At 64.3% G+C, this 16,118-nt stretch carries 11 protein-coding genes; 2 read left to right on the plus strand and 9 right to left on the minus strand.

The features are described from left to right. Nucleotides 1–29: 29 nt before the first annotated feature. Nucleotides 30–800 (minus strand): ParA family protein, encoded by a 771-nt coding sequence (locus E4487_RS09575; protein WP_037049815.1) that lies wholly within the window; start codon nucleotides 798–800, stop codon nucleotides 30–32. Between the two features lie 145 nt (nucleotides 801–945). On the opposite strand from E4487_RS09575, the gene E4487_RS09580 reads away from it, so the two are divergent. Beyond that, entirely contained in the window at nucleotides 946–1,377 is a 432-nt protein-coding gene (locus E4487_RS09580; RefSeq protein ID WP_037049817.1) for a hypothetical protein, read from the plus strand. Nucleotides 1,378–1,412: 35 nt separating this feature from the next. Here E4487_RS09580 and hemE read toward each other — a convergent pair whose 3' ends face one another. The 5 genes from hemE to E4487_RS09605 all read right to left on the minus strand — a co-directional run bounded on the left by hemE (nucleotide 1,413) and on the right by E4487_RS09605 (nucleotide 6,134). Beyond that, on the minus strand, nucleotides 1,413–2,480 hold the full coding sequence (gene hemE, locus E4487_RS09585; protein ID WP_175253225.1) for a uroporphyrinogen decarboxylase: 1,068 nt from the start codon (nucleotides 2,478–2,480) through the stop codon (nucleotides 1,413–1,415). 104 nt (nucleotides 2,481–2,584) lie between these two features. Further along, nucleotides 2,585–3,025: a cyanase gene (gene cynS, locus E4487_RS09590; RefSeq protein ID WP_037049821.1), complete on the minus strand. Its 441-nt coding sequence runs from the start codon at nucleotides 3,023–3,025 to the stop codon at nucleotides 2,585–2,587. After that, nucleotides 3,018–3,926 (minus strand): ABC transporter ATP-binding protein, encoded by a 909-nt coding sequence (locus E4487_RS09595; RefSeq protein WP_150607788.1) that lies wholly within the window; start codon nucleotides 3,924–3,926, stop codon nucleotides 3,018–3,020. The genes cynS and E4487_RS09595 overlap by 8 nt, the downstream gene beginning before the upstream one ends. A 4-nt stretch (nucleotides 3,927–3,930) precedes the next feature. Beyond that, entirely contained in the window at nucleotides 3,931–4,767 is an 837-nt protein-coding gene (gene ntrB, locus E4487_RS09600; RefSeq protein WP_047591924.1) for a nitrate ABC transporter permease, read from the minus strand. Then, complete coding sequence (locus tag E4487_RS09605) at nucleotides 4,767–6,134, minus strand: CmpA/NrtA family ABC transporter substrate-binding protein (RefSeq protein ID WP_150607786.1); 1,368 nt, start codon at nucleotides 6,132–6,134, stop codon at nucleotides 4,767–4,769. Before E4487_RS09605 ends, ntrB begins: the two co-directional genes overlap by 1 nt. Before the next feature lie 267 nt (nucleotides 6,135–6,401). Here E4487_RS09605 and E4487_RS09610 point away from each other — a divergent pair, with 267 nt between their 5' ends. After that, complete coding sequence (locus tag E4487_RS09610; protein ID WP_037049828.1) at nucleotides 6,402–8,324, plus strand: sigma 54-interacting transcriptional regulator; 1,923 nt, start codon at nucleotides 6,402–6,404, stop codon at nucleotides 8,322–8,324. On the opposite strand, the gene E4487_RS09615 is transcribed toward E4487_RS09610, so the two are convergent. The 3 genes from E4487_RS09615 to E4487_RS09625 all read right to left on the minus strand — a co-directional run bounded on the left by E4487_RS09615 (nucleotide 8,309) and on the right by E4487_RS09625 (nucleotide 16,108). Continuing rightward, nucleotides 8,309–9,727: an FAD-dependent oxidoreductase gene (locus E4487_RS09615; protein WP_175253226.1), complete on the minus strand. Its 1,419-nt coding sequence runs from the start codon at nucleotides 9,725–9,727 to the stop codon at nucleotides 8,309–8,311. The genes E4487_RS09610 and E4487_RS09615 overlap by 16 nt on opposite strands. Before the next feature lie 118 nt (nucleotides 9,728–9,845). Further along, nucleotides 9,846–14,294, minus strand: a complete 4,449-nt coding sequence (gene gltB, locus E4487_RS09620; RefSeq protein ID WP_175253227.1) for a glutamate synthase large subunit — start codon at nucleotides 14,292–14,294, stop codon at nucleotides 9,846–9,848. A 239-nt stretch (nucleotides 14,295–14,533) separates the two neighbouring features. Then, nucleotides 14,534–16,108 (minus strand): SPOR domain-containing protein, encoded by a 1,575-nt coding sequence (locus tag E4487_RS09625; protein ID WP_175253228.1) that lies wholly within the window; start codon nucleotides 16,106–16,108, stop codon nucleotides 14,534–14,536. Nucleotides 16,109–16,118 lie beyond the last annotated feature (10 nt).

The raw sequence follows: 16,118 nt of genomic DNA on the forward strand, positions 1-16,118 counted from the left end.
CCCAAGGGCGCCTTCTCTTTGCCGGATGATCAGGCCTGGTTGAGCAGGTCGTGCAGCTCGACGAACTGCTGAGTCAGCTTGTGCCGTGCATCCAGATGGATCAGCGGCGTGCACACCTGGTGCGACTCACGCATCTTCACCGAGCTCATCAGGTTGACCGGCAGCACCGGCAGCCCCTCGGCAAGCAGCTCGTCCAGCAGTTGCTGCGGCAGCGAGGCGCGCGGCTGGAACTGATTGACCACGATGCCCTCCACCTCCAGCGCCTCGTTGTGATCCTCGCGCAGCTCTTCGATCTCGGCCAGCAGGCCGTACAGCGCATTACGCGAGAAGCTGTCGCAGTCGAAGGGGATCAGCACCCGGTCAGCCGCGATCAGTGCGGACACCGTGTAGAAGTTCAGCGCAGGCGGCGTATCCAGGTAGATGTGGTCGTAATCCTCGGCCAGCTCGTCGAGCAGTTTGCGCAGCTTGTTGATCTTGTGCTTCTGCTCCAGCTTGGGCTGCAGCTCCGCCAGTTCCGCCGTCGCGGTGACCACATGGAGGTTGTCGAAGGGGGTTTCGTAGATGTCCACCTTGCCTTTCTTGGAGAACGGCCCGGACGCCAGGGTCTGCTTGAAGAAGTCGGCAATGCCAACGGGGATTTCCTCACCGGTCAGCCCGGTCAGGTAGTGGGTCGAGTTGGCCTGGGCGTCGAGGTCGATCAGCAACGTCCGATAACCCTGCGCGGCACTCACCGCAGCGAGATTGCACGCGATGCTGGACTTGCCCACGCCCCCTTTCTGGTTGAACACCACACGTCGCATCGTTGCTCTCCCTGAATGCTCTGGACTCCAGAGCTTATGCAAACCTCATGACAATCACGACAATAATGGCCAACTGACATCAATCGTGATAGTTTCCGCGCGCGCCAGCGGCGCATCAGGACAACATGCACAACAAGGAAATGCAATGCAGTACCTGCGTACACTTTTGATTGGCGGCCTTCTGGCCATCACCACCGGCTGTGCCAACGGGCTCAACTCCGTACAGAAAGCCGAGCTCGACGCATATGAAAGCCGTGGCATGGCCATCCGGGACAAGAGCCCCGGCGCGGCTGCCGCACTCGGCCTGCTCCCCGGTGGTGGTTCGTTCTACGGGCGCGAATATGGCTATGGCGTCGTCAACCTGCTGCTCTGGCCGCTGTCCATCCTCTGGGATCCGGTCAGTGGCTACGACGCAGCACGTGCGATCAACTACAACGTGACCAAGGCCCATGTCGCCAAACTGCACGAGCGAGAGCTGCAGGAACTGGACGATCAGCTGGGCAGCGGGCAAATGGACATTGCTCGGTACACACTGGAAAAGCGCAAGGTCGACAGCAAGTACCGCGCAGGTTTCTAAGAAAAAGCCCGGCAATGCCGGGCTTTTTCATGGTGCTACTGGTGATACTGCGCCGACAGCTCGTGCACGGCCTCGAAGAAGGCGCCGGCATGGGCCGGGTCGACTTCCGGGGTGATGCCGTGGCCGAGGTTGAACACGTGGCCGCTACCGGCGCCGTAGGCCGCCAGGATGCGCGCCACTTCGGCGCGGATCGCCTCGGGCTTGGCGTAGAGCACCGCCGGGTCCATGTTGCCCTGCAGTGCCACCTTGGCGCCGACGCGGGCGCGGGCGCTGCCGATGTCGCAGGTCCAGTCCAGGCCCAGGGCTTCGGCACCGCTGTCGGCCATCGACTCGAGCCACAACCCGCCGCCCTTGGTGAACAGGATCACCGGGACCTGGCGACCTTCATGCTCGCGGATCAGGCCAGCGACGATCTTCTTCATGTAGGCCAGGGAGAACTCCTGATAGGCCGCTGCCGACAGCGCGCCGCCCCAGGAGTCGAAAATCTGCACCGCCTGCGCCCCCGCCAGGATCTGCCCGTTCAGGTAGGCAGTGACCGACTGCGCCAGCTTGTCCAGCAGCGCATGCATGGCCTGCGGGTTGTCGTAGAGCATGGCCTTGGTCTTGCGGAAATCCTTGCTCGAGCCGCCTTCGACCATGTAGGTCGCCAGCGTCCACGGGCTGCCGGAGAAACCGATCAGCGGCACCCGAGCACCGAGTTCGCGGCGGATGGTGCGCACGGCGTCCATCACGTAACCCAGGTCCTTCTCCGCGTCGGTGACCGGCAGCGCCTCGATGTCGGCCAGGTTGCTGACCACCTTCTTGAAACGCGGACCTTCGCCGGTCTCGAAGTACAGCCCCTGCCCCATCGCATCGGGGATGGTGAGGATGTCGGAGAAGAGGATCGCCGCGTCCAGCTGCGGATAGCGATCCAGCGGCTGGATCGTCACTTCGCAGGCCAGCTCCGGGTTCTTCATCAGGCTCACGAAGTCGCCGGCCTTGGCCCGGGTCGCGCGGTATTCCGGCAGATAGCGGCCGGCCTGGCGCATCATCCAGATCGGCGTGACATCCACAGGTTGCTTGAGCAGGGCGCGCAGGAAACGGTCGTTCTTCAGGGCGGTCATGGCAGAGTCCTGGAAAAAAAGTGCGGGCATTTTCGCAGAGCGCAAAACAAAAGGCACGGCGGGTGCCGTGCCTTTCGTCCATCGCGACCATATGCCGCGCCGTTTCACCAGGCCTTGTAGGGCAGGAACTTGCCGTTGAGCACGATCTGCACGCGGTCACCCTTGGGGTCGGCGACGCGGGAAATGTCCATGCTGAAGTCGATGGCGCTCATGATGCCGTCGCCGAACTCCTCATGGATCAGTTCCTTGATGGTCTCACCGTAGACGTTGATCATCTCGTAGAAGCGATAGATCAGCGGGTCGGTGGGAATGGCCTTGTCCCAATGCTTGTGCGGGAAGGCCTGCAGCGCCGCCGAGACCTCCTCGGGCAGTTCCAGCATCTCGCACAGGGCGTCGGCCTGTGCCTTGGGCATGCTGTTCATGCCCAGGCACGCCGAGGTGGTCCACACCGGCGACATGCCGATACCCTGGCCAAGGGCTGCCCAGTCGAGACCGAGGCGCTCCCTGGCGGCGTTGATGGTGCTGCGCATCTGTTGTTTATCCATGGTGAAACTCCTTCACAGGGGTCAGAGGTACGACCCTGGTAGCAGCGGCTGGCTCCTCCAGGGCGGGATTGATCTCGGGCGGGAAGCCCTGCTCGTCGGCCAGGGTGCAGCCGCGCAATGCGTGCGAGCGGTTCACCAGGAAGTCCACGAGGTGATTGCGAATGCGGTAGTACGCCGGGTGGTGGATTACCTGGTCTCGCTGCCGTGGGCGTGGCAGGTCGATGCGTACCGACTCGGCGATGCGTGCCTGCGGGCCGTTGGTCATCAGCAGGATGCGGTCGGAGAGCAGGATCGCCTCGTCGACATCGTGGGTGATCATGAACACCGTCTGCCGGGTGGCACTCCAGATCTTGATCAGCTCGTCCTGGATCACCCCCCGGGTCAGGGCATCCAGCGCGCCGAACGGCTCGTCGAGCAGGAGCAGTTGCGGCTGGGTGGCGAAGGCGCGGGCGATACTCACGCGCTGACGCATGCCGCCGGACAACTGCGCCGGCTTGCGCGTCTCGGAGCCGCCCAGGCCGACCATCTCCAGGTACTTGCGACTGTGCGCGCGGCGTTGCTCCCTGGACCACTCTGGGAATCGTGCACGCACGCCGAACTCGACGTTCTCCAGCGCGCTGAGCCAGGGCAGCAGGCTGTAGTTCTGGAACACCACGCCGCGCTCCAGGCTCGGCCCGGCGACTTCCTTGCCGGCCATTTCCAGGGTGCCTTCGCTGAAGCTATCGAGCCCAGCCAGGGCGTTGAGGATGGTCGACTTGCCGCAGCCGGAGTGGCCGATGATGCAGACGAACTCACCCTGTTCGAGGCCGAAGCTGACATCCTCGAACACCGTCAGCGGCTCCGTGCCGGGTTGCGCGAAGCGCTTGGCCAGGTACCGCGCATCGAGAAAATAACGGGACATGGCATCACTCCTGATAGCTGACGAGACGGGCGACGCTGCCCAGCAGAAGATCGAGCAGCATGCCCACCACGCCGATCATCAGGATCGAGAAGATCACGCTGGACAGGTCCAGGTTGTTCCACTCGTTCCACACGTAGTAGCCGATGCCGGTGCCGCCGACGAGCATCTCGGCGGCGACGATCACCAGCCAGGCGATACCCACGGAGATACGCATGCCGGTGAGGATGGTCGGCATCGCGGCGGGCAGGATGACGCTGAACGCCGTGCGCAAGGGGCCGAGTTCATGGGTACGGGCGACGTTGATCCAGTCGCGGCGCACGCCGGCGACGCCGAACGCGGTGTTGAGCAGCATCGGCCATACCGAGCAGATGAAGATCACGAAGATCGCCGAGGTCTGCGAATCCTTGATCACGAACAGCGCCAGCGGCATCCAGGCCAGCGGCGAGATCGGTCGCAGGACCTGGATGAAGGGGTTGAGCGCGCGGTACATCAGTGGCGACATGCCGATGACGAAACCGAGCGGAATAGCCACCAGCGCCGCCAGCAGATAGCCGCTCAGCACCCGATAGAGCGAGTGCCCCAGCTGGATACCTATGCCCTTGTCGTTCGGCCCGTTGTCGTAGAACGGCTGGCTCAGCTCGGCGTAGGCATGCGCCAGCACCACCGAAGGCGGTGGCACGCTGGCGCGCTGCTCGGCCTCGCCCATGAGCAGCGCGTACTCGTCGTCGGCCGCCACCTCGGCGCTGGGCGGCACCCGGCACAACGCCTCCCAGATACCTAGCAGCAGCACCAGCAGCAGGACCGAAATGATCGCCGAGCGCAGTGGCAATGAAGCCTTCATCATGACCTCCGCAGGGCGAAGCTGGACAGGTAGCCCTCCGGGTCGGCCGGATCGAACGGCTTGCCCATCACGCTGAAGGACTTGTAGGCGTCACCCGGCACCGGCAAGCCGAGGTCTTGCATGACCTTGCCGGCGTCGGCGGCGAGGAACACCCGCTCGGCGATGGTGCGGTAGTCCACGTCGCCTTCCAGGTAGCCCCAGCGCTTCATCTGGGTGAGGATCCACACCGCCATCGACTGCCAGGGGAACGGATCGAAATCGATCCGCTCGGGCTCGTCGTGAATCTTGCCCAGACCATCGGCAAAGCGCCCGCTGAGCACCTGCTGCACCACCGCCACCGGCTGGTTGAGGTAGTTCTTGGTGGAGATCGCCTCGGCCACTGCCTTGCGGTTCTCCGCCCTGGACGAATACTGCGTGGCATCGACCAGCGCATGCAGCAGGGCGCCGTAGGTGTTGGGGTTGTCGCTGGCGAACTGCTGGCTGCAGGCGAAGGCGCAGCACGGGTGGCCCGGCCACAGGTCCTTGGTCAGCAGGTGGATGAAGCCGACCTTCTCCCACACCGCGCGCTGGTTGAACGGGTCCGGCGAGAGAAAGCCATCGAGATTGCCGGCGCGCAGGTTGGCAACCATCTCCGGTGGCGGCACGACGCGAATCTGGATATCGCGATCCGGGTCCAGGCCATGCTCGGCGACGTAATAGCGCAGCAGGAAGTTGTGCATCGAATACTCGAACGGCACGCCGAAACGCATGCCCTTCCACAGTTTCGGATCACGCTTGTCCTGGTGCTGCATGCCCAGCACGATGGCCTGGCCGTTGACGTTCTCCAGCGCCGGCATGACGAACGGCGTCTGCGTCGAGCCCAGGCCCAGGCTGATGGCCAGGGGCATAGGCGAGAGCATGTGCGAGGCGTCGTATTCTCCGGCCAGCGACTTGTCGCGCGCCACCGCCCAACCGGCGGTCTTGACCGTTTCCACCTCCAGCCCGTACTTGGCATAGAAGCCCATGGGGTCGGCCATGATGATCGGCGTGGCGCAAGTGATGGGCACGAAGCCGATCTTCAGCTTCTTCTTCTCCAGGGGCCCGAGGCTGTCCTTGACCGCCGCCTTGACGGCATCGAGGGGAATCATGCTGCCGAGGATCGCCGCCGCCACACCGCCGCCGATCATGCCCATGAAACTGCGCCGGGAAAATTCGTTGTGGCCGAACACGCCACGGACGATGGCACTTTCCACGGCGCGGTCGAGCATCTGCTCGCTGCTCTCCGGCAAGGCCGCCGCGCTCGGGGCGCAACGCTGACACTCGCAGCCGGCAGCATGGGCCAGCTCACTATCGGGGCTGAACGGATCGTCCAGGCTGTTGACGCTCATCGTGACTACTCCTGCTGTCGCGTGCCCCAAACTGGTGAGGCTGACGCTGAGTGGAATGACCGCTCTCGGCCGGTTCGACTCAGGTATTGCAGGAGCTGTACCACTTCATGAAACAGCACAACCTACTGATAAATATACGTTTTATCTAATAACGAGAACAACGGAATATCGTAATCAACGAGATATCGTCAGCAGCAGAAACGACAAGTCGTCAAATGGCACGCTGCTTGATTGCACCTTGAGCAGACAACCGCCTCGGACAACGCCATGCCTGACTCGACGACCGCCAGCCACCTGCTGGTGCAGCACATGCACAGCGCCAGCCTGCTCATCGACCCGGCCGCCGACCGTATCCTGCAGGCCAACCCGGCCTGCTGCGAGCTGCTCGGCTGGCCCATGCACGCCTTGCTGGCACAACGCGCCAGCCGTCTCTGGGCGCACGATCTGGGCGCCCTGGTGACCTTCACCGAGGAGGTCCAGGCACGCGGCCATGCCTGGCGCGACAGCCTTGGCCTGCTGAGTCAGGACGGTGAGCGCCGGGAAGTGGAAATCAGCGGCAGCCACCTGCAGCACGATGGCGTTGCGCTGCTCGGCCTGCTGATTCAGGAGCGCCGTCGCCTCGACGCACTGCGCGGGCTGGCCGAGGCCGAGCGTTATCAGCGCCGCGGCCTGCTGGAATGGCAGGGGGTGGAACGCATCTTTCGCCAGTTCGAGCGACAGAACCAGCTGATCCTCGGTGCCGCCGGCGAAGGCATCTACGGCGTCAATCGCAACGGCGAGACCACCTTCGTCAACCCGGCGGCCGAACGCATTCTCGGCTGGCGCGCCGAGGACCTGATCGGGCACAGCATCCATCAGCTGATCCATCACCACCACCCCGATGGCAGCGCCTACGATGGCCATACCTGCCCCATCTATGCCGCGTTCAACGATGGCGAGGTGCACCAGGTGGCGGACGAGGTGTTCTGGAACAAGGACGGCAAGCCCATCCCGGTGGAGTACACCAGCACGCCGCTGCGTGACGACGGTGAGCTGGTCGGCGCCGTGGTGGTGTTTCGCGACATCAGCGAACGCCTGGAAACCGAGCGCCGCCTGCGCCAGGCACTCAGCGAGGTGCAGCAGCTCAAGCAGCGCCTGGAACTGGAGAACGCCTACCTGCAGGAGGAGATTCGCGGCGAGTATGCACAGCACGACCTGGTGGGGCGCAGCGCGGCCATGCAGCAGGTCATCCACCAGATCGAACTGGTCGCCCCGACCGGCGCCAACGTGCTGATCAGCGGCGAGTCGGGTACCGGCAAGGAGCTGATCGCCCGCGCCATTCACGACAACAGCGGGCGCAGCCGCCGGCCGCTGATCCGGGTCAATTGCGCCGCGGTACCGCGCGAGCTGTTCGAGAGCGAGTTCTTCGGCCATATCCGTGGCGCGTTCACCGGCGCGCTGAACGACCGGGTCGGCCGCTTCGAACTGGCCGATGGCGGCACGCTGTTTCTCGACGAGGTCGGCGAGATTCCGCTGGAACTGCAGAGCAAACTGCTGCGCGTGCTGCAGGAGCAGCAGCTGGAACGGGTCGGCGATACCCGCACGCGCCAGGTGGACGTACGGGTGATCGCCGCCACCAACCGCGACCTGCGCCAGGAGGTGCGCGCAGGACGCTTTCGTGAAGACCTGTATTTCCGCCTCAACGTCTTCCCCATCGAGTCGGCACCGCTGCGCCAGCGAACGGACGACATCGCGCTGCTCGCCCAGCACTTCCTCGGCCGCGTCTGCCGCCAGTTGAACCGACCCGAACCGAGCCTGCGCCTGGCCGATATCCAGCGCCTGCAGGCCTACTCCTGGCCCGGTAACATCCGCGAACTGGAAAACCTGATCGAACGCGCGGTGATCATCTCACCCAGCACACGCCTGCGACTGGACCTGCCCAGCGACGCACCGGCGGAGCCGCTGACGCCAATAGCGAGGGAGCAGGAAGCACGCATCCTCACTCAAGGCGAACAGCGCAGACAGATGCGCGACAACCTGATCGCCGCGCTCAGTGCCTGCGCGGGCAGGATATCGGGTAAGGAAGGGGCGGCGCGGTTGCTGGAGCTCAAGCCCACCACCCTGCGCTCGCGCCTGGAGAGTTTCGCCATCGACCCGCGCGACTACCGACCGCAGCCGCGCAGGTCTCGGGCGAATCAGACGCCGAGGTAGTCGAGGATACCTTCGGCGGCGTTGCGGCCTTCGAAGATCGCGGTCACCACCAGGTCCGAACCGCGCACCATGTCGCCACCGGCGAAGATCTTCGGGTTGCTGGTCTGGTGCTTGAACTGACCCTGCTCGGGCGCCACGACGCGGCCCTGGCTGTCGGTCTGGATCTCGAACTGCTCGAACCAGGGGGCCGGGCTCGGGCGGAAACCGAAGGCGATCAGCACGGCCTCTGCCGGGATGACTTCCTCGGAACCCGGAATCGGCTCGGGGCTGCGGCGGCCACGGGCATCCGGCTCACCGAGACGGGTCTCGACCACCTTGATGCCTTCCACCTTGCCTTCACCGACGATGGCGATGGGCTGGCGGTTGAAGAGGAACTTCACGCCCTCTTCCTTGGCGTTCTTCACTTCCTTGCGCGAGCCCGGCATGTTCTCTTCGTCACGCCGATAGGCGCAGGTCACCGCCTTGGCGCCCTGACGGATCGAGGTGCGGTTGCAGTCCATCGCGGTGTCGCCACCGCCGAGCACCACGACGCGCTTGCCCTTCATGTCGATGAAGTCTTCCGGCGATTTCTCGAAGCCCAGGTTGCGGTTGACGTTGGCGATGAGGAAATCCAGTGCGTCGTAGACGCCCGGCAGGTCCTCGCCCGGGAAACCGCCCTTCATGTAGGTGTAGGTGCCCATGCCCATGAACACGGCATCGTACTCATCCAGCAGTTGCTGCATGGTCACGTCCTTGCCGACCTCGGTGTTCAGGCGGAACTCGATGCCCATGCCGCTGAAGACTTCGCGGCGGCGGCTGAGTACCGTCTTCTCCAGCTTGAACTCGGGAATGCCGAAGGTCAGCAGGCCACCGATCTCCGGGTTCTTGTCGAACACCACCGGGGTCACGCCGTTACGCACCAGCACGTCTGCACAGCCCAGACCGGCCGGGCCGGCACCGATCACGGCGACGCGCTTGCCGGTCGGCTTGACCTTGGACATGTCCGGACGCCAGCCCATGGCGAAGGCAGTGTCGGTGATGTACTTCTCCACCGAACCGATGGTCACCGCGCCGAAACCGTCGTTGAGGGTACAGGCGCCCTCGCACAGACGGTCCTGCGGGCACACCCGACCGCAGACTTCCGGCAGGGTGTTGGTCTGGTGGCTCAGTTCGGCCGCCGCGAGGATGTTGCCCTCCGATACCAGCTTGAGCCAGTTCGGAATGAAGTTGTGCACCGGGCACTTCCACTCGCAATACGGGTTGCCGCAGCCCAGGCAGCGATGTGCCTGGTCGGAGGCCTGCGCCGGCTTGAAGTTGTCGTAGATCTCGACGAATTCCTTCTTGCGCTGACGCAGCAGTTTCTTCTTCGGGTCTTTGCGCCCGACTTCGATGAACTGGAAGTCGTTGTTCAGACGTTCAGTCATTGCATTACCTCATAACAGCAGCGGCAAGCTTCAAGCTGCAAGCTGCAAGACGATCACGTTGGATCGGCAAGCCCGGAGCTGCTTCTGACTTGCAGCGTGGGGCTTGCCGCTTGCGGCTTTATTGCGGGTTGGCACGGGTGCTGGACAGCAGCGACTTCAGGCTGGCCGCTTTCGGCTTGACCAACCAGAACTTGCGCAGGTAGTCGTCCAGGTTCTCCAGCAGGTTATGGCCCCACTCACTGCCGGTTTCCGCGACGTACTCGGCCAATACGCTTTCCAGGTGGCTGCGATAAGCCTCCATCGCCTCGTTGTTGATGCGCTGGATTTCCACCAGCTCATGGTTGACGCGGTCGTAGAAGCCGTTGTCCAGGTCGAGCACGTAGGCGAAGCCGCCGGTCATGCCCGAACCGAAGTTGTAGCCGGTCTTGCCCAGCACGCAGACGAAGCCGCCGGTCATGTACTCGCAGCAATGGTCGCCGGTGCCTTCCACCACGGCGTGAGCGCCGGAGTTACGCACAGCGAAACGCTCGCCGGCGGTGCCGGTGGCGAACAGTTTGCCGCCGGTGGCGCCGTACAGGCAGGTATTGCCGATGATGGCGCTGTCCTCGGTGGCGAACGGGCTGCCAGCAGGCGGGGTGATGACGATCTTGCCGCCCGTCATGCCCTTGCCCACGTAGTCGTTGGCGTCGCCTTCCAGGCACAGGTTCAGGCCACCGGCGTTCCATACGCCGAAGCTCTGACCGGCAGTGCCCTTGAAGCGGAAGGTGATCGGTGCGCCGTTCATGCCCTGATTGCCGTGGGCACGGGCGATCTCGCCGGACACACGGGCACCGATGGAACGGTCGCAGTTGCCGATCTTCAGCTCGTACTCGCCGCCCGTCTTGCCGGCGATGGCGTCCTTGGCCAGTTCGACCATCTTCTCGGCCAGCAGGCCTTCGTCGAACGGCGGGTTCTTCGACACCTGGCAGTACTGCGGCTTGTCGGCCGGGATATGCGCACTGGCGAGCAGCGGCGACAGATCCAGGTTGCCCTGCTTGGCAGTCTCGCCCGGCAGCACCTCGAGCAGATCGGTACGCCCGATCAGGTCCTCGAGGCGGCTGACGCCGAGCTTGGCCAGCCACTCGCGGGTTTCCTCGGCGACGTAGGTGAAGAAATTCATCACCATCTCGACGGTACCGATGAAGTGGTCCTTGCGCAGCTTGTCGTTCTGCGTGGCCACGCCGGTGGCGCAGTTGTTCAGGTGGCAGATGCGCAGGTACTTGCAGCCCAGGGCGACCATCGGCGCGGTGCCGAAGCCGAAGCTCTCGGCACCGAGGATGGCGGCCTTGATCACGTCCAGGCCGGTCTTCAGACCACCATCGGTCTGCACCCGCACCTTGCCGCGCAGGTCGTTGCCGCGCAGGGTCTGGTGGGTCTCGGCCAGGCCCAGCTCCCACGGCGCACCAGCGTAACGGATGGACGTCAGCGGCGAAGCGCCGGTGCCGCCGTCATAGCCGGAAATGGTGATCAGGTCGGCGTAGGCCTTGGCCACACCGGCGGCGATGGTGCCCACCCCGGCCTCGGCCACCAGCTTGACCGAGACCAGCGCCTGCGGGTTGACCTGCTTGAGGTCATAGATCAGCTGCGCCAGGTCTTCGATCGAGTAGATGTCGTGGTGCGGCGGCGGCGAGATCAGGGTCACGCCCGGCACGGCATAGCGCAGCTTGGCGATCAGGCCGTTGACCTTGCCACCCGGCAGCTGGCCACCCTCACCGGGCTTGGCGCCCTGGGCCACCTTGATCTGCAGCACTTCGGCGTTGACCAGGTATTCCGGGGTCACGCCAAAGCGGCCGGTGGCCACCTGCTTGATCTTCGAACTCTTGACGGTGCCGTAGCGCGCCGGGTCCTCACCACCCTCACCGGAGTTGGAGCGGCCACCCAGGCGGTTCATTGCTTCGGCCAGTGCCTCGTGCGCCTCGGGCGACAGGGCGCCCAGGGAGATACCGGCGGCATCGAAGCGCTTGAAGATCGACTCCAGCGGCTCGACCGCATCGAGGGCAATCGGTGTGGCGGATTCCTTGACCTTGAGCAGGTCGCGGATCATCGAGGCCGGACGGGTATCGACCAGCGCCGAGTATTCCTTGTACTTCTCGTAGTTGCCCTGCTGCACGGCGTCCTGCAGCGTACGCACGACGTCCGGATTGTAGGCGTGGTATTCGCCACCGTAGACGAACTTGAGCAGACCGCCCTGCTGGATCGCCTTGCGGTTGTTCCAGGCTTCGAAGGAGAGCAGCTTCTGCTCGCTTTCGATGTCGACGAAACGCGCGCCCTGGATGCGGCTGGCGACGCCACGGAAGCACAGCCCGGTGACTTCATCGGCCAGGCCGACCGCTTCGAACAGCTGCGCGCCACGGTAGGACGCCACGGTGGAGATACCCATCTTCGACAGGATCTTCAGCAGACCCTTGGAGATGCCCTTGCGGTAGTGCTTGAACACTTCGTACAGGTCGCCCAGCACTTCGCCGGTGCGGATCAGGTCACCCAGCACTTCGTAGGCGAGGAACGGATACACCGCCGACGCACCGAAGCCCAGCAGCACCGCGTAGTGGTGCGGATCACGTGCCGTGGCGGTTTCCACCAGGATGTTGCAGTCGCAACGCAGACCTTTCTCGGTCAGGCGATGGTGCACGGCACCGGTGACCAGCGCCGCGTGCGCCGGCAGCTTGCCCGGGGCAATGTGACGGTCCGTCAGTACCAGCAGCACCTTGCCGGCGCGCACGGCTTCCTCGGCCTGGTCGGCCATGTTGCGCACGGCCGCTTCCAGTCCCAGCGCCTCGTCGTAGTTCATGTCGATGACATGGCGATCGAAGCCGGGGCGCTCCAGGTTCATCAGCGCGCGCCACTTGGCCGGCGAGATCACCGGGCTGCTGAGGATCACGCGGGTGGCGTGCTCGGGCGACTCGCTGAAGATGTTGCGCTCGGCGCCCAGGCAGATCTCCAGGGACATGACGATCGCTTCACGCAGCGGGTCGATCGGCGGGTTGGTGACCTGGGCGAACTGCTGACGGAAGTAGTCGTAAGGCGAACGCACGCGCTGGCTGAGCACCGCCATCGGGGTGTCGTCGCCCATGGAGCCGACCGCCTCCTGGCCCTGCTCGCCGAGCGGACGCAGCACCTGGTCACGCTCCTCGAAGGTGACCTGGAACATCTTCATGTACTGCTTGAGCTGATCCGGGTCGTAGAAGGCCGAACCATGGTCGCGGTCTTCCAGCGTCGCCTTGATGCGCTGGGCATGCTTGCGCAGCCACAGCTTGTAGGGGTGACGCGACTTCAGGCGGCTGTCGATGGACTCGGTGTCCAGCACCTGGCCGGTCTCGGTGTCGACCGCGAGGATCTGCCCCGGACCGACACGGCCCTTGGCGATGACGTCCTCGGGCTGGTAGTCCCAGACACCGATTTCCGAGGCCAGGGTGATGTAGCCGTTCTTGGTGGTCACCCAGCGCGCCGGGCGCAGACCGTTACGGTCGAGCAGGCACACGGCATGCCGACCGTCGGTCAGGACCACGCCGGCAGGGCCGTCCCACGGCTCCATGTGCATGGAGTTGTACTCGTAGAACGCACGCAGGTCGGCGTCCATGGTCTCGACGTTCTGCCAGGCCGGCGGAATGATCATGCGCAGGCCACGGAACAGGTCGATGCCCCCGGTGACCATCAGCTCGAGCATGTTGTCCATGCTCGAGGAGTCGGAACCAACGCGGTTGACCAGCGGGCCGAGCTCGTCCAGGTCGGGGATCAGTTCGTTGGCGAACTTGGTGCGACGCGCCTGCGCCCAGTTGCGGTTGCCGGTGATGGTGTTGATCTCGCCGTTGTGGGCGAGATAGCGGAAGGGCTGCGCCAGCGGCCACTTCGGCAGGGTGTTGGTGGAGAAGCGCTGGTGGAAGACCGCGATGGCGGTCTGCAGGCGCTCGTCACCCAGGTCCGGGTAGAACTGCTGCAGGTCCGCCGGCATCATCAGGCCTTTGTAGATGATGGTCTTGTGCGAGAAGCTGCAGATGTAGTGATCGCTGTCGTCGGCATTGGCCACCGAGGAGCGACGGCGCGCGCTGAACAGCTTGATGGCGAATTCCTGGTCGCTGAGACCCTCGCCACCGATGAACACCTGCTCGATCTGCGGCAGGCGCTCCAGCGCCAGCTGGCCGAGTACGCTGGTATCGACCGGCACCTTGCGCCAGCCGACCAGTTGCAGGCCGGCCGCGAGGATTTCGCGGTTCATGTTCTCGCGCGCGGCCTCGGCCTTGGCCGCATCCTGATTGAGGAACACCATGCCGACGGCGTATTGCGCGGGCAGATCGACGCCGAAATGCTCCTGGGCCATCGCACGCAGGAACTGATCAGGCTTCTGGATCAGCAGGCCACAACCATCACCGGTCTTGCCGTCGGCGTTGATACCGCCGCGGTGAGTCATGCAGGTGAGGGCCTCAATAGCGGTCTTGAGCAGGTGATGACTAGCCTCACCTTGCATGTGGGCGATCAAACCGAAGCCGCAGTTATCCTTGAACTCATCAGGACGGTACAAACCTGCTTTCATAGGGGAAACTCTCACCAGGCTGCCTAGACCTCAGGCAAATTACTTTCTAATTCAATTGCTTAAACCCGAAAAGCAGGCACGCGCCAGCTTTGCGTAGGCAAAAGGGAGGTCATTGTACATATCCACCCATGGCGTCACAAATTTTCGTGACGAGGGGGTGAAAATTAATGTCGCAAAAACGAAGGATGGGACCGCGAGGTCGTGCTAAAGACCAGGCGGTCACCTTGAAGGCGGGGGGCTTAGCGGCTCATTTCCTGCTGGATGCTGCCCAGGGTGCGCGGCCAGGGTTTACCCGCCTGCAGCTTGGCAGGCAGGGTTTTCACGGCAGCCTGGGCAGCGTCACGAGTGGCGAAGCTACCATAGGTCAGCACGTACAGAGGCTGGCCCTGGTGGATTTTCTTGAAGTAGCGGTACTCGCTCCCGCCCTCGCGCGCCAGCGCCTGGATATTCGACTCCGAACGCGAACCCACTACCTGCAATGCATAGCGCGATGCAGGCTGCTGGGCATACCAGCTACCCGCAGCATTGGCCGCAGCCACAGGCTTGGCAGGCTCTGGTTTGGCAGGCGCAGGCTTGGCTGCCGGCGCAGGAGCAGGAGCAGCAGGTTTGGATGCAACAGGCTCAGGCTGCTTCGCAGGTGCAGGTGCAGGTGCAGGTGCAGGTGCAGGTGCAGGTGCAGCAGGAATTGCAGCGGTTGGCGCCGTTACGGTCGAGGGGACAGTGGCAGCAGGCGGCTCGAAAGCGTCCAGTTCCTCTCCCGCAGCCTCGGCCAGTGGCTGACGAATGACGGCCTGCGACTCGCCGACCAGAGGCAACGGCAGCGGCTGGCTTGCACCGGCGAACTCGATGGCCGGCGCGTGCTCTTCCGTCGTCGCCAGCGGCGCTGGCGCCTCAGCCTCTACGGCAGGTGAAGTTTGCTGCAGCGGCAGTGACGCATTGCTGGCAACGGGCGCCGAGGAAGCGCTGTCACGCCCCTGCATGAACCAGGCAGCGGCGACACCGACAACAACCACTGCCAGGGCGAGCAGGTGCTTCTTCGGCAAGGCAAAGCCACCCCCTGCACCACGCTCGGCGGAACGCTGCGCGAGCATCTGCTCGACCAGCAGCTCACGGGCCTCCTGATTGATCGCTCCCGGCCAGCCTTGCGCCCGCGCATGGATATCCTCGACCTGATCGTCGCTGAGCAGGTCGATCCCCTGCCCGGCGCCTTCGAGGCGCTGCGCCAGGTACTCACGCGTCTCGTCCTCGGCATAGGGTTGCAGCTCGATCGCGTGATAGCACTCCTCGCCACCCGCGAGGGCCTCCAGCCGGGCCAGCAAGCCCTGCTCGGCAAACAGGAACAGATGGGGACGCCCCTCGCCATTGCCGGCCGCCAGGGCCAGAACCGCTTTCAGGGCAGCGTCATCCAGCTGATCGGCGTCATCGACCAGCAGATAGACCTCCTGCCCCGTCAGCGCCAGCTGCCCGACCTGAGCCAGGATCGCGCTCACATCGGCCTGGGCGACGGACAACCCCTGAGCCACCTGACGCAGCAATGCATCACTGCCCGTCACGCCCTGCGCAACGACCACCGTCTGCACGGCCTGCTTGTTGGTACTGGCGACCAACGCCTGACGCAGCAGCGTCTTGCCGCTGCCTTCCGGCCCGACAACGGCCAGCAGCAACTGGCTGTAGCGCGCCAGGTGGTGCAGCTGCCCCAGCACCGGCTTTCTCTGCGCCGGGAAGAACTTGAAACCGGGCACTCGTGGCGCGAAGGGGTCGTGACTGAACTGGTAATGCGCCAGGAAAGCTTCGTCAGCATGCAAACTGGTCATGAATCACTCT

It is taken from the genome of Pseudomonas sp. BMW13 (assembly GCF_013357275.1).
Lineage (GTDB): Bacteria > Pseudomonadota > Gammaproteobacteria > Pseudomonadales > Pseudomonadaceae > Aquipseudomonas > Aquipseudomonas khazarica.